Origin of the sequence: Lewinella sp. IMCC34191 (assembly GCF_003390935.1) — a bacterium.
Classification (GTDB): domain Bacteria; phylum Bacteroidota; class Bacteroidia; order Chitinophagales; family Saprospiraceae; genus Neolewinella.
The window spans coordinates 46,122-65,141 of the sequence record NZ_QNQZ01000018.1 but is presented as its reverse complement, the minus strand read 5'-3'; the positions used below and the strand labels follow the sequence as shown (position 1 = coordinate 65,141).

The following is a 19,020-nucleotide window of genomic DNA, read 5'->3' as shown; positions in this document are numbered from 1 at the left end:
CTCACGGCCGGACGAGGTTACTATGCCATGAAGATACGCGTTGGACGACCTAGCTGTCGAACGTGCGAAAACTAACGGCCAGCATGACATCCAAGGGCCAGCCGGTAGGCTTAACTTAATGGCGTTGAGGCGGTGTTTGGTGCATTTAATTTGTTTGTATAATTTGGATTACTGCATCTACCCAAGATTTAATATCATTAAAAACTTCTTCTGGAAGATTTGTAATTGAGTACTCCATAACTCTAAAGCGATTGAATACAAGGAAACCTCTTTGGTCAGTGATGAAGTTTTGATCTTCATACAAAGTGTCTGTTAGAAAGACTATTGCAATAGGCTGAACCACAGGACTGTGTTTAAACCAATTCATACAGAAGTCAGCTGGCTTAAGCTTATGTATTTTATCTCTCCAAGTAGTACCAGTTTTACACTGCCCAAATCCAATAAGCTTACCTTCTTTATTGTCAGCAAAATCCTTCCATACCACAACATCTATCCCATCGTCGTTTTTTGTAGGTGGGTTTATGTTTGCATTTTTAAAGGCTCCGCCTTCTCCTAGTTCATGAATTAATTCAGTGACTTTCGCTGCAAAATTTCCCGGGGCGCCAGTCCCAAACAGAAAAGATTGAGCATTATCTCCAAAAAACTGTTTTATCGCATGCGAACATATAAATTCAAACAGTAATGTTCCATCGACACCACCATGTACTCGGTCATTACCCATATTTAATCGGGTAGCAAGTAATAGAAAGACATATAGATAATCCGATGAAGATTCAATTTGGTCAATCTCAATCGATGAACGATTGAATCTAAATGGGTAATTATTGTAGGAATACTTGACTCGATCAGACAAATGAGAGAAGACATCATTCAGCCGATCACTATAAAAATCTTCCTGGCTTTCAATGCCATCATTATTCAGTTCGTCAAACTCTTTAGCTACGACCTTTAAAATGTCGATTTCGGATACTGGGATTCCAAATTCTCGCAACGCTTGTATTTCCCAAAAATCAGCAGTATCTTCTTTCTGGGCTTTCTCACTTGGGATAGTACCATATTTATATGCTGCCATAATTAATCGCTTATCCGCTTTTTCTTTGATCTACCGGACCGATCAAGCATAATTTTCTCCATTTCTTCGTAGACGGAATCAGCTAAGTTGGCAACTGAACCAGCAACACGGAGTAATTGCTCGTCCCCGTCATAACCATTTGTAATGTAAGCCTTAGTTTTTTGCAGGTTTCGTTTAGCATTCAGGAGATTTTCTTCAAAAACTGCACCAGTTGCTCGGCTTAACTCGTATGAATATTCTAGACTCTCACCGCTCCTTATAGCTGAGAGTGATTCGCGCTCTCTTAATACACTGTCTAAATATTTTAAATCCGGGTTTTGTGATTTGATGACAGGTTGTATATCGTCTGATTTGCTACCATATAACCATTGCAGCAACTCTTTTAACTGCGGTAGCTTAGCCTTGGGGATAGGTTCAGTAGATTCTTCTTCGGCATCCGCGATGTCAATATGGTTCCTAATTCCTTCCCGTTGTAAACCAGTGTACAGATGTGAGAAATAGAGTCTGTCTGCCTGAATGTCTATAGTATAATTATAAATTCCTTCTTTCTTGGCTTGCTCCAAGACCATCAAACCTTGATAAAGTTTTTGAGCTGTTCTATTTGTATCTCCTATTTGATCTGCTACATCGTTCAACGATATCCCGAATTCGTTGTGTACCTCTGCAATATATCTAGCTTTGGCATAACTTCCCCATTTTGCTGGGCCATTTACGTGCTTAAAACCTATAAACTTCCATGCATCTCTCCTATCTTCGACTACAATCGCAGGAACAGTAGAAGTATTCGCAATCAGAGAGGGTGTAATACCATCACGAATCGATTTTGGCAATTGTATCCCCCTACTATCGTGAATCAATTTTATGGCAGCAATCCTTCTGTTTCCTTCTATGACCGTGTATCTACCATCTTTGTCATCAAGCAGTATTAGAGGCTCATATTGCCAAAATCCATTGGACACAATAGATAACAAAATTTCATTGACCGACATTTCTTCATACAAGATTTCTAGAATACGGTCCTCACCAGTATTTTCATCCACACCAAATTCACTAATCCTTGGATTTTTGGTGTCTAAGCTTATAAGCTCAACAGCAATATTTTTTACATCTTCCATACTATCTCAGTTTGATAGGACTTAATTGCTTCTTAGTCCTCAAGTTCTTTGGGATCTGGATTGCATCCGCAAATACCATTACTTCCTTTGATTTTCTTTTAGCTTGAAGTGTATAAGACATCGGAAGGTCAGCTTTTCGAAATTCAGCGTATAGTTCATTTATCTGTTCCGTATTATCGTACGTCAAGAACCATTTAGAATTATTGCTTTTCTTAAGTAAATTTCGAAGAGCTTCATGGTTTCCATGGTTATAAAAGTTTAAATAAAGGTTTTCTCCTTGGTTATAATAGGGTGGGTCTAGAAAGATAAAATTATGCTCCTTCTTAGATAGAATTTGGGGTAGAAGATCAATTGTTTTTTTGCTGCTGGCAAAGATTTTCGAGCCAAAATTTGCTATTTTTTTGATGCGGTTGGAAAGGTTTACCTTATTAAACCTTACATCCATTTTATAATTTCCCGTTTGATTTTTACCACCTATAGGTCCAGCCTTATAGAGTATTCCAGAGCGATTGCAACGATTCAGAAAAAATGTTGAAAAACCTACCTCCAACAGTGAATGTTCCGTATAATTCTTATATATGTTCTTTTGAACATGCCATTCTTCAAGAGATATTGTAGTGTCGTTTACTAGCCGTAAAAATTCTTCTGTTTGATCGATAATTGATTTCCAAAAATAATATATATGCTTGTCGTAGTCATTAATTACAATTTCGCTCACCAATCCTGAGTACAGTAAGTTAAGCGAAGCTCCGGCCCCGCCAGCATACATTTCATACATTTTGCATCCTTCTAAATTGTTAAGAAGAATTATATCAACCAAAAACGGCGAAATTTTAGATTTTCCCCCTGGATACCTCAATGGACTAGCAGTGTCTAGACTTGTCATTTACTCAGCTTTGTTGGTACTAATAGTTCCCTAATGTCGACATCAAGAATATCAGCGATACGTTTTAAGTCTTTTAAATGTGGTTGACTTTTGTTATTACATATTGATGCTATTGAATTGGCGCTACGTCCAAGTCTAGCAGACAATTCCTTTTGAGTCACGCCAACTACTACCAAAACCTCTTTTATTCTATTAATTCTATCCATAACTTTGATGGTGGCAAATATACAAATTTAACTTGTAATAGTACAAGAAAGCTTTGTATACTCATAAGTGGTTGATTTTGTTGCACCTAACGTTTGCCTACCCGACGGCCGCCACCTCCAACAAGCTTAACGGGTATCGGCCTTCATTGCGGCCCCTTTCAAGCAATGATAGCATTCTAAAGCACAACCGGCGGCTGTACGTGGTAGGCGGTGTTAGCGGCATTTTATTTACCTCTAGCCATTCATGTAGTCATTCTTACTTTTTGAAAGCAACATGATATAGTTGTTAAAAACTTTTTTTAATTCAACATTCGTTATTTGAATTTCTCCTTTCACAGGCATAGAATTTTCAGCCTGTAGCTTGTATTTCAGTATAAAACCTTCTGTAATCTGACCCTCATTTTGAAAGTTGCTGTATTGAATTTTATCAACTTCTAATTCAGAATCAGGGTGAATGAAAACATGTGATTCACTATGGTACACTTTGCTATGCGTAGCTGATGGAATTTCTTTCATGGCTTTGATTCCATTGCCATCTAGACCATGAATCATAATAATGAATCTGGGGCCGTAGTTCAATTCAAGTCTAATATTTTTCGCTGTTGCTCTTCCTGTATTTCGGATAGCAAATATTGCTTCAAGATTATAACTTCGTTGTGAATTGCCAGCAAATCTGTTTGCATTAGTAACGTAAAATTCTATAGGGGCCAGATGAAGTATAGAGCGTGATTCTCTAGTTACCATATCCATAATGTCAAAATGCTCACATCGATAAAAGTTGTCACCACTTCGTTTATAATAGTAATTTCCGGCGGAGTTAGCCATGTGTGGGCTCAAAGTACTTGCTGGAATATAGGTCACTAAATATCCTTTGTCGTCTGTTTCTGACTCAAAGACCTTCTTATGTTCTACACCAATTATGGTTGGAGTTACTGCCTGATTTTCATATTTTTTAAATTTGTTGCTCAACTTAGTTAATTCTGATATAGGGCGTAATTCTTTAGCTACGTCGTTTCCCTTATCGTTTTGCTTAGCATATATACCCCATACGATTAATCCTCCGTTAGAATTTGCAAAACCAGATAAGCACTTTGACAAGTTTTTGTAATCATGTTGCTGATGTTCCTTGTTAGGGTGATTTACTGTTTTAAATTCCAGATATAAGCTTTCCTCCACTTCATTATCTACAAATGATCTTATTTCCTCAAGTGAAAGTGTTTCAAAATATTCTCTGCTCTCCATTTAATTTCACTTCTGGTAAATTATTGAAATTGAAGACATATATACGAAAGTTGGCGGTTAGGTTTTTCTGAGTAGTCATTGCCGCTAACATCCATGTAAACGCATTGCGCATATACACCCAATCTACCCGCAATAATTGACGGTTATACGCTCAGCTGGGTATGTATCACGCCATTCCAAGGTAAAGCAAAAAACGATTTCCAATATGACGGGTATACGCTCCTATGCGGACGTATCACGAAACCTACCGTAGCAGGGAAATACAGATCAGGAAGCTAAAGCAACACCCGCTTTGAGAGGCGACACGAATGTCCAGCCAGCCGCGGTTGATCACCTGGGCTTATTATCAAAAATTGGAAAGTGGGGTAGGGCAATCGTTGCCAGAAGGGAAGAGGATAGCCAGTGCCACGGATGGGCTACGACGGTTCTGGAGCCGCCAAAATCGCCGGGCGAATGCACCATGGAGCCATTCAACGTGCCTTACGCGGTAAGAACGACCTCCAGCAAGCAATGGAAACACCCGACAGCGTAGGGTAGGGGCCAACCCCCTTTCTACCCGCGCTCCGCCGCCCAAAACCCACCGCCCCCCGCGTCCGTTTAAATGGTATGCCCGGCACCGCTTCCACCACCGATTATTCCTACCTGCTCACCGAACAGCAGGCGTACGCCCCGACCCTGGCCAAATCGACGGCCAAGGAGCGGAAGGAGAAACTGAGCCGCATCCTGCGCTATCTCGACGACGAGCAAAACACCGACCGCCTGCTCGAAGCCCTGCGCAGCGACCTCAACAAGCCGGAAGTGGAAAGCCGCCTCAGCGAGCTCGGCCCCGTCTACAGCCACGTCAACTACATCAAGCGCAAGCTGAGCCGCTGGATGGAACCCGAACGGATCTCCACGCCGCTGGCCATGCTCGGTACGATGAACTACGTGTACAAGGAGCCGAAGGGCTGCGCGCTGATCATCGCCCCCTGGAATTATCCCTTCAACCTGGCCATCGTTCCGGTGCTGTACGCCATCGCGGCGGGCTGTACGGTGGTGCTGAAGCCTTCGGAGTACAGTCCGGCCACGACGGAGTTCATGCGCGTGATGTTCCACGACCTCTTCGCCCGCAACGAGATCGCCGTAGCGACCGGGGAGGCCGAAACCTCCGCCGCCCTGACGAAGCTGCCCTTCAATCACATCTTCTTCACCGGCAGCCCCGCCGTGGGTAAGAAGGTGATGGCCGCCGCCGCGGAGAACCTGGCCAGCGTGACCCTCGAGCTCGGCGGTAAATCGCCCTGCATCGTAGACGACGACGTCGACCTGGAGAAATCCGCCCGTAACGTCCTGTGGGGAAAGGGCTTCAACGCCGGCCAAACCTGCATCGCCCCCGACTACCTGATGGTCAACGATAACATCGCCGACCAATACGTAGCCGCCCTCTGCCGCGCCAGCCAGGACTTCTACGGCGATGACGCCACCACCTCCGATAGCTACGCCCGCATCGTCAGCGACAAGCAATTCGACCACCTCACCGGTCTGCTGGAGGATGCCCTGGAAAAAGGCGCCAAGGTCGTCTGCGGAGGCCGCCACGACCGCACCACCCGCTCTTTCGCCCCCACCATCCTGACGGAGGTGACCCGCGAGATGAAGGTGATGCAGGAGGAGATCTTCGGCCCCATCCTCCCCGTCATGACCTACAACAATCTAACGGAGGTCGTCGCCTTCGTTAACCGCCTGCCCAAGCCGCTCGCCTTCTACATCCAGGCCAACAACCGCCGCATCATCAAACGCCTCCTCGCCGAAACCAGCGCCGGCGGCACCCTCGTCAACGACTTCTTCCTGAGCAACGCCAATCCGGCCCTGCCCTTCGGCGGCGTCAACAACAGCGGCATCGGTAAGAGCTACGGCTACCACGGCTTCCGCGACTTCTGCAACGAGCGCTCCGTGGTCGAGCGCAAGCTGCTGGACCTCAGTATGGTCTATCCTCCGTATACGGATAAGGTCCGTTCGCTCGTTCGCCGCATTTACCGGTGGTGAGCACCCTTCTAATCCCCTTCCTGTAACCTACCTTTGCCCCCATGTTCGATCTCTTCCTTACCATCGCCCTCATCTGGTTTGCTTACCGCGGTTATCAGTGGTACCAGCGTATGCAGGGGCAGGTGGGCCCCGGGCGCAAGCCGCACGATAAGCTCCACGATATGCCGGAGCCGGAGGATCGGGATGATTATATTGATTATGAGGAGGTTAAGTGATTGTTGGCGCTTCGCTGCCTAGGTTCACCACAGAGCACGCGGAGGGGTTCACAGAGGAATCACAGAGGGTCTTATGGGGGTCGCTGCGCGGCTTAAGAGTTCACACAGATCTTTACGGATTTAGGGCACGGATTGGCACGGATTTTCTTTCGTCGCTGCGCTACGGAAGGGTTCACACGGATGTTGCTTGGGCTTTTACGGCTTCGGTTCACCACAGAGGACGCGGAGGGGTTCACAGAGGAATCACGGAGGGTCTTATGGGGATCGCTGCGCGGCTGAAGAGTTCACACAGATTTTTACGGATTTAGGGCACGGATTGGCACGGATTTTCTTTCGTAGCTGCGCGGCTGACGGAAAATATATAACAGTCGCGGAGGGGTCCCTGCGTGACGGGAGATCACCGGCTGCGACGCTGTAGGACGCGAAGTTTCGCTGAGGGTTGTGGTGATTTTAAACCCAGAGGGCACTGCGTACTTCGCGGAGGGTTGCACAGAGGTGCCACAGAGGCACGCCACCCATAAAAGTGAGAGCAACTTTGCCTCTGCGAAACCTATGCGCTTTCCTCGTCCACTGCTGTGAAAAAACGAGCCGAAGCGAGCTTACCCGTTCAGGAAATCAGTGTTTAATCCGTGCTTTGAATCGGTGCAATCTGTGTTGAGAAAAACGAGCCGAAGGCGAGCTGCCACATACAGCAAATCTGTGTCTAATCCGTGCCCATAATCTGTGTAATCTGTGTTTAAAAGCCCACGAGCCGAAGGCGAGCTACCACGTGCGGTAGCCAAATCGTAAATCGTAATTCATATATCGTACATCCCACGAGCCGAAGGCGAGCATCCCCCTGCGGTAGCCAATCGTAAATAGTAAATCATATATCGTAAATCCACGGGAGCCGAAGGCGAGCTACCACATACAGCAAATCTGAGTCTAATCCGTGCCCATAATCTGTGTAATCTGTGTTTAAAAACCCACGAGCCGAAGGCGAGCTACCACATGCGGTAGCCAAATCGTAATTCGTAAATCGTAATTCATATGTCGTAAATCCCCACGAGCCGAAGGCGACCTATCTTTGCCCAATGCCAGACCATCCCCAATTCCCCGGCCGCCCAGGCGACTGGGTCCTCTACAAGGACAACCAGCTCATCGCCTTCAACAAACCCGCCGGCCTGGCCTCGGCGCCCGATAAGCAGGGCAGCCCCAATCTGCTGCAGATCGGCTCGGCCTATACCCGCCACGACCTGTACCCCATCCACCGGCTCGATCGACCGACCTCGGGGGTGATCCTCTTCGGGAAGAAGCCGGCGGCGCAGGCGCAGGTGTCGGAGCAGTTTAAGGCGCGGACCATCGAGAAGACCTACCTCGCCGTAGTAGGGGAGCGGCCGGAAAAGGACAGCGATAACCTCGTCCATTTCCTCCGTGAGGGCAAGGGCAACAACGCCGAGATCGTCGACAGCAGCGATAAGACCGCCAAACGCGCCGAGCTCAAATACAAATACCTGGGCAGCAGCGACCGCTACCACCTCCTGGAGGTCACGCTTATCACCGGGCGCAAGCACCAGATCCGGGCGCAGCTGGGGGCCATTGGTTCACCCATTCGGGGGGATGAGAAGTACGGCTTCAAGCGGGCTAACCCGGAGCGAAGTATCGATCTGCATGCGTATACGCTGGCGTTCGATCACCCGATTAGCGGGAGCCGGGTGGAGCTGCGGGCACCGGTGCCGGAGGGGGCGGTTTGGGAGGCTTTTGCTTCGTTGCTTACTTCGCGCTCATAGAGCGCTTTGAACTTCGCTGTCGGAGACAGCATTTTACCTGCGCTGTCGGAGACAGCATCTTACTTCGCTGTTGGAAACAGCGTTTTACTATGGCCGATATCATTTTTACATACTTTCCTGATCTGAGTGAGCGGCAACGCGAGCAGTTCACCGCGCTGGATGCGCTGTACCGCGACTGGAACGCCAAGATCAACGTCATCAGCCGCAAGGACATCGACAATCTGTACATCCACCACGTGCTGCACTCCCTGGCGATCGCCAAAGTGGTTTCTTTTCGCGACGGAGCGCAGGTATTGGACCTCGGTACGGGAGGCGGGTTTCCCGGAATACCCTTAGCCATTCTCTTCCCGCACGCACAATTTCATCTCATCGACGGCACCGCCAAAAAGATCCGCGTCTGCAACGAAGTGATCGAAGCGCTGGGCCTAACGAACTGCCGCGCCGAGCAGAAGCGAGCGGAGGAATTGAAGCGTCCGGCCTATGATTTTGTCGTTACCCGCGCCGTTGCCAAGATCGAGCAGCTGGCAAATTGGAGCCTGCGGCTCATCAGTAAGAAGCAGCGGCATGGGTTGCCCAATGGCATCCTGGCCCTTAAGGGAAAGGGGTTGAAGCAGGAACTGGCGGCTCTGCCGAAGGGTGCTTACGTGGAGGAGTATCCGATTGATACGTGGTTTTCGGAGGAGTTCTTTTTGGCTAAGGAGGTGATGTATTTGCAGTATTGAGGTGTTGTCGCCTTGCTACTTGGAAGGTTTTCTCGTCGCTGCGCGACTTAAGGGGGTTCACACGGATTTCACGGATTTTGGGCACGGATTATCACTGATTTCTCTCGTACCCGCTATCGCTGCGCTATTTGGGGGACGTCGTCGCTTCGCGACTTTTCGTTTAGCTAAGAGTGACTCGGAGAACATTTTAAACACAGAGGGCGCTGCGCGCTTCACGAAGGGGTGCACAGAGGTGCCACGGAGATAGACCGATCAGAATCATGGTCCTATACTCATGTATGCGAATCCACTACGTAGCCACGGTTAAAAAAACGAGCCGAAGGCGAGCAAATCCGAACAATGAATCTGCGTCGAATCCGTGCTGAAAATGTGTGCAATCTGTGTTGAAGATTTCACGAGCCGAAGGCGAGCTAACACCTAAAGCAAATCCGTGCAAAATCCGTGCTCAAAATCCGTGCAATCTGTGTTGAAGATAACACGAGCCGAAGGCGAGCTGACTTTTGCGGCAGCAAAAGTAGAAATCCTATTCCCCCCGAGCCGAAGGCGAGCAACCCCGAATAGTGACACTACGTCGAATCCGTGCTGAAAATCTGTACAATCTATGTTGAAGATTTCACGAGCCGAAGGCGAGCTAACACCTAAAGCAAATCCGTGTAAAATCCGTGCTCAAGATCCGTGCAATCTGTGTTGAAGATAACACGAGCCGAAGGCGAGCAGACTTCTGCGGTAGCTAAAGTAGAAATCCTATTCCCCCCGAGCCGAAGGCGAGCAACCCCTTGCGGCGCCTTTCCCCTTCGTAAATCCTACTTCTCCCACGCCACGAGCCGAAGGCGAGCAGCCCCACGCGGCAGCCAATTCGTAATTCGTCTATCGTAAATCGCCCCCCTTCCACGAGCGAAGCGAGCAAACCCCACCCGAATTCACTAATCCAACCCCTCACCCATTCAAAAATTACCTACATATACCCCAATGCCATAACCAAAAAGGTCAGCATAAACGGCATAGCCACCCAGAACCACTGGTTCAGGAAGATCAGCATCAGGAAGAAGATCACCGCGCTGATGAGGAAATACAGCCAGTATTTACCGGTGGAGGTGTGTGGCTGATCGGTAGCGGAAACGGCTTCGCGGGAGGTCATGGGGCTAAATTTTGCAGGGCAAAGATACGGCGGGAATTAATATCCTACCTCGTGGGCGGCGGCCCGATCGAGGAACCAGTGCAGTTCGCCGGAGGTGGGCTGGATGTGGGCGGCGGGGAAGGTATCCGCCAGTTGCTCGCGGTTGATGATCTGGGCGACGCGGAGGGTTTTGGAGCCGCCGGTGATGAGAAAGACGACCTCGTCGGAGGCGTCGATGACGGGACCGGTGAGGGTGACCCGCTTCTGGCCGGACTCCGGATGGGTGGCCACGGCGCAGATCTTATCGGAGGTGAGGAGGCCCATATTATCCGGGAAGATGGAGGCGGTATGGCCATCGCCGCCCATGCCGAGCATGTTGAGGTCGAAGATGGGCAGGCCGTCCGAATTCTGGGGGAGGAGCTCCGTGATAGTGGCGGCGTAGGCCTCCGCGGCGGCTTCGGGGTCCAGGTCGGTGGGAACGGGGTGGATCTGGTCTTCCACTACCGGTACGTGCTTGAAGAGTAGGGTACGGACCTCGCCGTAGTTGCTTTCGGGGCTATCGTAGGGAACCATGCGATCGTCGCCCCAGAAGAAGTGGAGGCGGCTCCAGTCGATCTTGTCCTTGTACTCGGCCGCGAGCAGCTTGAAGAGCAGCTTGGGGGTGGATCCGCCCGACAGCGCCCAAAAGAAGGGACCTTCGGCTTTCTCCTCCAGTTTCTTGACCAGGTGGTCGGCAAAGGCGCGGGCGACTTCCTGACCGTCGGTGTAGACGTGGAGATTGGGGCTGTAGATCGGCTTAGGCATGCTTAATGAGGTCTAGTAGGTCATCGGCGCTGAGGCTGGCGCTCTGTTCGGTTCCGGCGAGGAGGCTGTCGGCCAGGTCCCGCTTCTCAGCGTGCAATTTCACGATTTTCTCCTCAATGGTGTTCTCGGAGACGAATCGGTATACCGTGACCGGCCGCTGCTGCCCGATGCGGTGGGCGCGGTCGCTGGCCTGATCCTCCACGGCGGGGTTCCACCAGGGGTCCAGGTGAAGGACGTAGTCGGCCGCGGTGAGGGTCAGTCCCGTACCACCGGCCTTCAGGCTGATGAGGAAGATGTCGCCCTCGCCCCGCTGGAAGGCCTGCACGGCATCGTCGCGCTTGGGCCCGGGGGTGCTGCCGTCGAGGTACTGGTAGGGGACGTCATTGGCGATCGCCCACTGCTCTACGATCTTCAGGTGACGGACAAACTGGCTGAATATCAGTGCTTTATGACCATTTTCGCGCAATTCCTGTACCGTTTCGGCCAGCAATTCGAGCTTGCTGCTCTCGATGTCGACGTCGGCATCCACCAGTTTGGGGTGGCAGGCCGCCTGGCGCAGTTTCATGAGCTCGGCCAGGATCTGGAAGCGGCGGTTCGGTCCTTCGCTGTCGTCGATGCTTTCCAGTGCGCGTTGGCGCAGGGCCTCGTAGAAGGCACGCTCCGGTGCGGAGAGCTCCACCGTAAGGGTGACTTCCGTTTTCGGTGGCAGTTCTTCCAAGACTTCCTCCTTGCGGCGACGCAGGATGAAGGGCTGGATCAGGCGACGCAGCTGCTGCCGGCGCTCGTTATCGTTACTCCGGGTGATCGGAATGGTATACTTCTCGTTGAAGCGCTGGAAAGTGCCCAGCAGGCCCGGGTTGAGGAAGGTGAACAGGTTCCACAGTTCTCCCAGGTGGTTCTCGATTGGCGTACCGGTGGTCGCTACCCGGAAGTCGCCCTGCAGCTTCATGGCGATCTGGCTCCGTTTGGTGCCGCGGTTCTTGATGGCCTGCGCCTCGTCCAGAACGATGGTCCCGAAGCGCTTTTCCGCCAGCGCGTCTCCCTCGAAGGGAAGCAAGCCGTAACTCACGACCAGCATATCGTAGGGACCGACCTTGTCGATGATCTCCTGGCGGTCGCTACCGACCAGCAGGATGGGATTCAGGGTAGGGGCGAACTTGGCCGCCTCCCGCATCCAGTTGCGCGTCACGGATGCCGGAGCGATTACCAGGGCGGGACCTTCCTCGGCGCGTGCCTGCAGCATCGCCAGGGCCTGTACGGTCTTACCAAGACCCATATCATCGGCCAGACACGCCCCAACGCCCCAATCGGCCAGACGCATCAGCCAACGGAAACCGTCCAGCTGGTAGGGACGCAGTTCCGCGCGGAAGGTGCTCGGTACGCGGGCCATCGTCAGGTTGACGGTCTGAATACGTTCGAGGCTCTCGCGCCAGGCGATATCCGTTTCGAAGGCGCCCAGTTGGTCCGCCACGTCGTCCAGCAGGCCGGAGGCCAGGGGATGCAGTTGCATGCCGTCGCCATCCTTATTCATCAGGCCTTCCATCTCGCGCAGCTTGCGCCGCAGCTGATCGGTGAGCGCAACGTACTGCCCTTCGCTGATCTGGATGAAATTGCTCTGCTCGTTTTCGCTGACCTTATCGATCAGTTCGCGGAAGGAAAGCATCTGCTGCTCGTCTACCGCCAGGGTGCCTTCCACGTCGAACCAGCCGGCTTTTTCCTTGACGCCGAGCGACAGATCGCCGAAGTCGACACTGCCGACCAGTTTGATCTTCTCTCCGCGGGGGTGCTCCAGTACGATGCGGTCGAGTGCGCGCAGCGGCTGCAGTTCCAGCAGCACGTTGAGGCAATCTTCTACTTCATCGACCTGCCATTCGTAGTCGCGGTGGACGATCTTCTGTAGGGTAGGGCAGTCCACGATCACGGCTTCGGCCCGCTCGATCTCCCGCGACAGGTCGCGTTCGGCAAGGCGACGCTGACCGTCGGCCTCGCTGATCACCTTGTTACGGCCGCGGCCGGGTTTGAAGTATTGGTCTTCCTCGGGGATCGGACGGACGAAGAACTCCACCTTAAAGGTTTCCCCGACGGGAAGAAGGTGTACGTAGGTCCGGGAGTCGGCCTTGGTTTCGTCGAGATCATCGATGACCCCGGTGAGGGTGTTCTGAACCTCGGTGAACTTGCTCAGGTTGCGGGCTACTTCGAGCAGGCGGTGGCGGGCCCGCTTGGGGATCTCCAGGCCCTGTCCGATCTGCCGGTGAATCTGGCTGTGGCCGTCGTTCACTTCGATAACCTGGTAGCGGGTTGGGGTTTCCTTGACGACCTGTACGCCGGTACCGTTGAAATCCTGCGCGAAGCGCAGGTGGAGCCGGTTATTGGTCTCCTCGATCAGCAGCTGGGGGTTGCGGCGGATCAATTCCACCCCGATCTGGGGATTCTTGCTCAGATAGAGGTTGGGATGCCCGACCATGGCCAGCAGTGCCTCCTCGTAATTGATGGTATAGCTCCCGTTGGGGTGATACTTGCTGTAATCTTCTTCGATAGCCTTGGCTACGGATACGTCCTGGGGGGTCATTCCCTCCACGTCGCCCTGCTTGACGCGCTTCAGGGCAACTTTCCGTCCCTTCGACCAGCTTCCGCCTTTGCTCAGGGTCTGCTCGCGGGGCTCCAGGTCCCGGTTCTCGAAGTCGACGAACCAGACGAAGCGACTGGTCTTCTTGCTGCGCTTGCCGTTGTTGCGATCGGGGGTACCCATACCCACCAGTACCTCCAGGGCGCGTTCCCAGGGCTCGATGCGGGGCATGGCATCCGCCAGGCTGTAGATCCGGAGATCATCGCTCAGCTGCTGCGCGCGGCTGGCGTAGGCTTCGCGGGCTTCGGCTTCGGGGTGCCGGAGGGAGAGCACGCGGGTACTTTCCATTTCTACCCAGCGATAGCCGTTGTCCTGCGCGGTTTCCCGCAGCTCTTCCAGCTCGTCGAGGTATTTGCCGGCGTGGATCGTGGTATTACCGTCCGTCCACAGTCGGTAGAGGGCGTGGAAGGTGCGGGCGAAGGCATTGGCCTCCATACGCTCGAGCCCCTGCTGCGCGGTAAACTGTGCTTCCTCGTCGTTGCGGAGGTAGGCGTGGAGCGCTTTGAGCACGAGGTAGGTTCCGCCCAGTCGTAGATTCTGAACCGGATCGAGGTTATCCAGGTGGTGACCGATAACCTCGGCACTCTTCACGCCACCATTGCGGAGGAGGGAGAGCAGGTAAAGGTAGCCGGCCAGGTGAGCCGGGTACTTGTTTTCGTACTCCCGTCGGTAGCCCTTGCGGACATCCTCGATGAGCTCCTGCGCCGCCTCGTCGTCGTCGCGCAGGATGTGGTAGATCAGGTGGTTGGCCGCGCTGCGCCATTCGCTGGTTTCCAGGTCGGCCCAGAGTTGCAGGCGACTCCAGGCTCCCTGCAGAACGAAAGCCTCGGCAAGTAATTCCCGCAGCGGACCGGATTCCGGCTCCCGGATATGCTCGTGTTGCTCCAGGAACTCGATCAGGGGGTCGAGGGGCTCCATCGTAACCAGCGCCCGGCGGAAGGCCTTACGCAGGTTGATTTCCTGCCAGGCGGGCAAAAGGGTTTCTACCCACCGCGGGTCGAATTCGGCGAAGAGCGGATCGATAAATTTGCCGGTACGCGCCTGGTCGGGGTAGAAGTTTTCGGATTCCCGCTGGAGGCGGTCGAAGCCGGCCTCATTTTGCTGGTAGAAAGCAATGCGAATCTCCCGCATCAGGGCGTGGGGGCTGGCGGGCTGCCAGTAGGTCTTATAGGGAAGTTCGCGGCGGATCTCGTTGAGCAGCACCGTGAAATCGGGGCGGCGGCCGGCGTGGCGCATGATGGCCTCACTGATCTCCGGGTTGATGCGCCAGCCGTGATCGCTCTGCTTGACCAGTACGTTCTGCTCGTGGAGGCGGTGGACGATCTCCTCCGTGTCCGCATGCGTAAAGCGGGACTCCCCGGCAGGGGGTGTCATCCCGATCTTGTTCAGAAGACGGGAAAGGTCGAGGACGGAGCGCTCCTCATAGACCATGCTCATGGCCGTGGCGACGTCACGGTCGGTAGCGCTCAAATTTTTCCAGGCGGCGCGGAAGGCTCCGTTCATTTAGGTTTCAGTCAGGGTTATCTTGTCTTAAAGGCGCGGCGGCAAAAGTAAGTTGTGCAGGGGTCCGGTTTTTTTGGAGAGCCCCACGGTCGGTACGATGCCATGTATACCTTTGAGGGGTAACGGCACTGGCGATGCGATAAGTGCCCGTGGTAGACATTGTTTTTAGTTGAGCAAAGTTGTTGCGTAAGGACCAGTTCGAGCAATCACCCGACGGAATACGCGTTTAGGAAGTCCTTCCATTCTCCTCTTTATCAGGATAATGACCTAATAAAGCCTATTGCGTCAGGCAATTTAGCTACGCAATCCGGCATGCGAATACCGGATCCCGTCCCGAATCTCTACATCCATATACCTACCAAGTGCCTATTCACCTAAACCCCAATACGACATGTTGGTAAATACGCCATATCGTTGCGCTTTTATCTGCTTTTTACTTCTGTTTACCAACGGATGGGCTTGGGCGCAAGAAACCCGAGCGGATAAAACATTTTTTGCCTTCGAGGTGGGCAGCTTTCACTACCAATGGGACGTATCGGCTAGTAAGTTGCAGTCGATAGAGCGATTGCCCGGTAAGCGAAAGCACGTGGCGTTCCGGGCATCGCGTCATATTAGGGATAACATCGGTGTCGACGTGGGCATATTCTATGCCAACTACCGCTCAACCGCTCGGACTTTCGCGCCACATCATCTGATCAGCGGTCTTGAGCAGGATACAACGGCGTATATCCATGTAAACGAGACCTTCATCGGTCCGGAGATTGGCGTAACTTATAGTCTGCCGATACCCTCAATTTCCGCAAGAATGTACGCCGTAGTCGGACTGCGGTACGGTATACTACTAGCCGGGCGCGGTGAGGGAACGATGTTGACCGTCGACGACTGTTGGTTGTACCGTAACGATGATGAGTATCGCTGCCACTTATATATTTACGAGTTTGACACGGACGATGATAATAAAGGACTGACCACTTTTGACGAGCCCGGAAATAATTTTAGCCTGTATTCTAGTCTTGGATTAGAAATAGGTGAACGACGCATACGCCCTTACGTCGAAATCCGGGGTAATCTTGGTCAGCTGGGGGTACTAAGTCAGGCGTACAGCTACAACGAATACGGTTTGGTAGCCGGCCTGCGCTTTTGATTCCGGTTCTTGGACGTATAGCGGTCGCCATAAGCTTTATACCTGCGCTCGCCGCCCAAAAATTCCATCAGGCGGATGCTTCCTTTTTTACCGCCAGTTCTTCCACCATATCGCCGATCAGCTTGCGCAATTTGGGCTCCACGGACTGCACCGTAGCGATGACATCTTCAACGGTAGTAGGCTGAATATCGGCAATGGGGAAGCATTTATTGCTCACTACGGAAGCCACGAACACCGGAAGCTCCGCGTGACGGGCGACCAGCACTTCCGGCACGGTCGACATACCGATCACGTCCGCCCCGATGATGTTGGCCATGCGGTATTCGGCGGGCGTTTCCAGGTTCGGGCCCGCCAGGGCCAGGTATACCCCCTCGTGGGCCTTAATACCATGCTTCTCGGCAAGTTCGATCGCGCGGGCATTCAGCTGGCGGTCGTAGGTATGGAGCATATCGGGGAAGCGGGGCCCCAGGCGATCGTCGTTGTGCCCACGTAGCGGGTTATCCGGCTGCATATTGATATGATCCCGGAGGAAAACGACATCACCGGAACAGATATCCGGATTCACACTACCGGAAGCATTGGAAATGATGAGGTGCTTGATACCCAGCGCCTTCAGCACCCGCACGGGAAAGGTTAACTGTTGCATGCTGTAGCCCTCGTAGTAGTGTAGCCGACCGGCCATGGCGACTACGGGCACGCCCCGCAATTTTCCCAGTACAAGCTTACCGCGGTGGGTAGCGACCGTGGAAACCGAGAAGTAGGGGAGGAGTCCGTAGACGAATTCCCGTTCCACCTCAATTTCATCGACGAGGGTACTCAGGCCCGTTCCGAGAATAATACCGACCCGGGGTTCGGTTTTCGCACGCTGCTTGATAAAGGCGATGCATTCCTGAATTTGCTGGTATAAGGTCATGGATGCTCAATAAACTTTGGTAAAGACACTGTCGGGAAGATAGCCTCCCCATTTACGATTGTATGTATGTACGCGTTCGGTGGGGCCAGATGCGTCCACCACGTCGTGACCGGAAATTAACCAGGCGTAGATACTGCCGTAGAGATTGTACACCTGCTGGAAACCCCTGCTCTTTAGTTCCTCGGCCATCCGCTCGCTGCGGTAACCAATGGTGCAGTAGACCACGAGGGGCCTATCCGGGTCAAGGTTGTCGAGAACGCTATAGTCCGGATCCTTGTAGCCGAGCGAAAGCGCTCCGGGCAGGTGACTGACTTCGTACTCCGCCGGTTCTCGGGCGTCCAGAAAAACCGCGTTGGGCAGGTCGGCCGCTTCTTCCGCGCTGATCGACAGCGAATCGGCCGTTACCATACTGGAAAGCCGCTCGTCGAGGGGCTGGAAGCCGGTCTGGAGTCGCTCGGGTACCTCCTGGCCGGACAGCCGGCAGGCATACAGCAAGACGAGACCCAGGCCACACAGGAATACGTTCTGTAGTTTCATCGCAGCGGTAACAGCTACCGGGCGAGAGTCGTTGTATTCACCTCCAATTGTTGGGGGCCCTTTCCTACCCGGTCCGCCAGGTACAGTCGATCCTCGCAGTAGGGCAGCAGATGCTCCCGGATGAATCCTTTGACGGGTTCGGCTACGCTATCCGGATACAGTAGATGTACGTTCGGTCCGGCGTCCAACGTGAAGTGTACCGGGTGGCCCGTTTCCGACCGATACTGCTGCAATCGCTGAATGACGTGCAGCGTATTCGGCTCGATCAGGGTATAGTACGGCTGGCTACTCATCATCAGCGCATGCAACGTAAGTGCCTCACTTTCAAGTATTTGTCCGAATTTCTCCGTATCTCCCTCCTTTAATACCCCGAGCATTTCCGCGACCCGCCGGTTCGCCTGCGCGTACCGCGGTGGAGCGTAGGGATTCTGCTCCATGAGCCCGTGACCGGCCCGGCTGCTTACCGATTTTTCCGACCGCGAAACGAGCAGGATATCATCGTGGTAGGTCTGGAAAACAGGGTGCAATATATCCGCCACGCTGACCGCGTGCTCATCACTGCTTCCGGAACAGGCATCGGTTTTACCCCATACCGCTGCGGAACCATATACCGAGCGACTGGCACTACCTGATCCCAGTCGCGCCAGGTAGCTGGCCTTGGTCAGGAACGCTTCGCGATCGGGAAGCGGTTCGAAGAGCGCTTCTTCCAAGCTGACCAGACACAGGGCAAGCGCGCTCATTCCGGATGCAGAACTGGCGATGCCGGCCGAGTGGGGAAAGCTGTTCTGCGTATCCACCCGAAAGCTAAGTTGCCTCAGGAATGGATAGACGGGCAGGAGCCTTTGGAAGAACGTACGCGTACGCGCTCCAAAGTCCTGTCGTTCTTCTCCTTCGAAGTACAGGGTGAGGTCGATCCCATCTCCCAACCGCTCGCGGGCTTGGTAGTGAAGCGTGGTATCGGTGGCCGCACTATCGAGCGTGAAACTGACCGAAGCATTCTGCGGTAACTGATCACCGTGCTTTCCCCAATATTTCACCAGGGCAATGTTCGAGGGGCTTCTCCAGCGGATGGCCCCCGGACTAACTTCGTCGGTGACGAGCGTCAGGCCGGAATTTTCATACGTCATGCC

General features: G+C 52.9%; 16 protein-coding genes. 5 read left to right on the top strand and 11 right to left on the bottom strand.

The window, feature by feature from the left end; translation table 11 throughout:
* Window positions 1-145 precede the first annotated feature (145 nt).
* The 5 genes from DRW39_RS21855 to DRW39_RS21835 form a co-directional block, all read right to left on the bottom strand.
* On the bottom strand, window positions 146-1,072 hold the full coding sequence (locus DRW39_RS21855; RefSeq protein ID WP_116109351.1) for a hypothetical protein: 927 nt from the start codon (window positions 1,070-1,072) through the stop codon (window positions 146-148).
* Between the two features lie 2 nt (window positions 1,073-1,074).
* Window positions 1,075-2,187, bottom strand: a complete 1,113-nt coding sequence (locus tag DRW39_RS21850; RefSeq protein WP_116109349.1) for a ParB N-terminal domain-containing protein — start codon at window positions 2,185-2,187, stop codon at window positions 1,075-1,077.
* Between the two features lies 1 nt (window position 2,188).
* Window positions 2,189-3,073: a DNA adenine methylase gene (locus DRW39_RS21845; protein ID WP_116109348.1), complete on the bottom strand. Its 885-nt coding sequence runs from the start codon at window positions 3,071-3,073 to the stop codon at window positions 2,189-2,191.
* A complete protein-coding gene (locus DRW39_RS21840; RefSeq protein ID WP_198664979.1) occupies window positions 3,070-3,279 on the bottom strand; it encodes a helix-turn-helix transcriptional regulator in 210 nt (69 codons plus the stop codon). Before DRW39_RS21840 ends, DRW39_RS21845 begins: the two co-directional genes overlap by 4 nt.
* Window positions 3,280-3,513: 234 nt before the next feature.
* Window positions 3,514-4,521, bottom strand: coding sequence for a helix-turn-helix domain-containing protein (locus tag DRW39_RS21835; protein WP_116109346.1), 1,008 nt, complete (start codon window positions 4,519-4,521; stop codon window positions 3,514-3,516).
* A gap of 606 nt (window positions 4,522-5,127) precedes the next feature.
* Here DRW39_RS21835 and DRW39_RS21830 point away from each other — a divergent pair.
* From DRW39_RS21830 to rsmG, 4 genes are all read left to right on the top strand, one after another.
* Window positions 5,128-6,540: an aldehyde dehydrogenase family protein gene (locus tag DRW39_RS21830; RefSeq protein WP_116109344.1), complete on the top strand. Its 1,413-nt coding sequence runs from the start codon at window positions 5,128-5,130 to the stop codon at window positions 6,538-6,540.
* A gap of 41 nt (window positions 6,541-6,581) precedes the next feature.
* Window positions 6,582-6,755, top strand: coding sequence for a hypothetical protein (locus DRW39_RS22415; protein ID WP_157976301.1), 174 nt, complete (start codon window positions 6,582-6,584; stop codon window positions 6,753-6,755).
* A gap of 1,073 nt (window positions 6,756-7,828) precedes the next feature.
* Window positions 7,829-8,524: an RluA family pseudouridine synthase gene (locus DRW39_RS21825; RefSeq protein WP_116109343.1), complete on the top strand. Its 696-nt coding sequence runs from the start codon at window positions 7,829-7,831 to the stop codon at window positions 8,522-8,524.
* 89 nt (window positions 8,525-8,613) lie between these two features.
* Window positions 8,614-9,246, top strand: a complete 633-nt coding sequence (gene rsmG, locus DRW39_RS21820; protein ID WP_116109341.1) for a 16S rRNA (guanine(527)-N(7))-methyltransferase RsmG — start codon at window positions 8,614-8,616, stop codon at window positions 9,244-9,246.
* A 955-nt stretch (window positions 9,247-10,201) separates the two neighbouring features.
* Here the strand turns inward: rsmG and DRW39_RS21815 are convergent.
* From DRW39_RS21815 to DRW39_RS21805, 3 genes are read right to left on the bottom strand one after another with little or no spacing between them, the layout of a single operon-like run.
* Window positions 10,202-10,384: a hypothetical protein gene (locus DRW39_RS21815; RefSeq protein ID WP_116109340.1), complete on the bottom strand. Its 183-nt coding sequence runs from the start codon at window positions 10,382-10,384 to the stop codon at window positions 10,202-10,204.
* Window positions 10,385-10,420: 36 nt separating this feature from the next.
* Complete coding sequence (gene pgl / locus DRW39_RS21810) at window positions 10,421-11,167, bottom strand: 6-phosphogluconolactonase (RefSeq protein ID WP_116109338.1); 747 nt, start codon at window positions 11,165-11,167, stop codon at window positions 10,421-10,423.
* A complete protein-coding gene (locus tag DRW39_RS21805) occupies window positions 11,160-15,296 on the bottom strand; it encodes a DEAD/DEAH box helicase (protein ID WP_116109336.1) in 4,137 nt (1,378 codons plus the stop codon). The genes pgl and DRW39_RS21805 overlap by 8 nt, the downstream gene beginning before the upstream one ends.
* A gap of 805 nt (window positions 15,297-16,101) precedes the next feature.
* On the opposite strand from DRW39_RS21805, the gene DRW39_RS21800 reads away from it, so the two are divergent.
* Window positions 16,102-16,440 carry a hypothetical protein gene (locus DRW39_RS21800; RefSeq protein ID WP_116109335.1) on the top strand — a complete coding sequence of 113 codons (339 nt, stop codon included), beginning with the start codon at window positions 16,102-16,104 and terminating at the stop codon, window positions 16,438-16,440.
* 67 nt (window positions 16,441-16,507) lie between these two features.
* On the opposite strand, the gene DRW39_RS21795 is transcribed toward DRW39_RS21800, so the two are convergent.
* The 3 genes from DRW39_RS21795 to DRW39_RS21785 are packed head-to-tail and all read right to left on the bottom strand — an operon-like array spanning window position 16,508 to window position 19,017.
* Window positions 16,508-17,353, bottom strand: a complete 846-nt coding sequence (locus DRW39_RS21795; RefSeq protein ID WP_116109333.1) for a purine-nucleoside phosphorylase — start codon at window positions 17,351-17,353, stop codon at window positions 16,508-16,510.
* Between the two features lie 6 nt (window positions 17,354-17,359).
* Window positions 17,360-17,890: a rhodanese-like domain-containing protein gene (locus DRW39_RS21790; protein WP_116109331.1), complete on the bottom strand. Its 531-nt coding sequence runs from the start codon at window positions 17,888-17,890 to the stop codon at window positions 17,360-17,362.
* Between the two features lie 14 nt (window positions 17,891-17,904).
* On the bottom strand, window positions 17,905-19,017 hold the full coding sequence (locus DRW39_RS21785) for a diphosphomevalonate/mevalonate 3,5-bisphosphate decarboxylase family protein (RefSeq protein ID WP_116109330.1): 1,113 nt from the start codon (window positions 19,015-19,017) through the stop codon (window positions 17,905-17,907).
* Window positions 19,018-19,020: the final 3 nt, after the last annotated feature.

Excerpts from the sequence above, each read along its gene's own strand:
- DRW39_RS21855 (WP_116109351.1), bottom strand. The coding sequence starts at position 1,072 with ATGGCAGCATATAAATATGGTACTATCCCAAGTGAGAAAGCCCAGAAA.
- DRW39_RS21850 (WP_116109349.1), bottom strand. The coding sequence starts at position 2,187 with ATGGAAGATGTAAAAAATATTGCTGTTGAGCTTATAAGCTTAGACACC.
- DRW39_RS21845 (WP_116109348.1), bottom strand. The coding sequence starts at position 3,073 with ATGACAAGTCTAGACACTGCTAGTCCATTGAGGTATCCAGGGGGAAAA.
- DRW39_RS21840 (WP_198664979.1), bottom strand. The coding sequence starts at position 3,279 with ATGGATAGAATTAATAGAATAAAAGAGGTTTTGGTAGTAGTTGGCGTG.
- DRW39_RS21835 (WP_116109346.1), bottom strand. The coding sequence starts at position 4,521 with ATGGAGAGCAGAGAATATTTTGAAACACTTTCACTTGAGGAAATAAGA.
- DRW39_RS21830 (WP_116109344.1), top strand. The coding sequence starts at position 5,128 with ATGCCCGGCACCGCTTCCACCACCGATTATTCCTACCTGCTCACCGAA.
- DRW39_RS22415 (WP_157976301.1), top strand. The coding sequence starts at position 6,582 with ATGTTCGATCTCTTCCTTACCATCGCCCTCATCTGGTTTGCTTACCGC.
- DRW39_RS21825 (WP_116109343.1), top strand. The coding sequence starts at position 7,829 with ATGCCAGACCATCCCCAATTCCCCGGCCGCCCAGGCGACTGGGTCCTC.
- rsmG (WP_116109341.1), top strand. The coding sequence starts at position 8,614 with ATGGCCGATATCATTTTTACATACTTTCCTGATCTGAGTGAGCGGCAA.
- DRW39_RS21815 (WP_116109340.1), bottom strand. The coding sequence starts at position 10,384 with ATGACCTCCCGCGAAGCCGTTTCCGCTACCGATCAGCCACACACCTCC.
- pgl (WP_116109338.1), bottom strand. The coding sequence starts at position 11,167 with ATGCCTAAGCCGATCTACAGCCCCAATCTCCACGTCTACACCGACGGT.
- DRW39_RS21805 (WP_116109336.1), bottom strand. The coding sequence starts at position 15,296 with ATGAACGGAGCCTTCCGCGCCGCCTGGAAAAATTTGAGCGCTACCGAC.
- DRW39_RS21800 (WP_116109335.1), top strand. The coding sequence starts at position 16,102 with ATGTACGCCGTAGTCGGACTGCGGTACGGTATACTACTAGCCGGGCGC.
- DRW39_RS21795 (WP_116109333.1), bottom strand. The coding sequence starts at position 17,353 with ATGACCTTATACCAGCAAATTCAGGAATGCATCGCCTTTATCAAGCAG.
- DRW39_RS21790 (WP_116109331.1), bottom strand. The coding sequence starts at position 17,890 with ATGAAACTACAGAACGTATTCCTGTGTGGCCTGGGTCTCGTCTTGCTG.
- DRW39_RS21785 (WP_116109330.1), bottom strand. The coding sequence starts at position 19,017 with ATGACGTATGAAAATTCCGGCCTGACGCTCGTCACCGACGAAGTTAGT.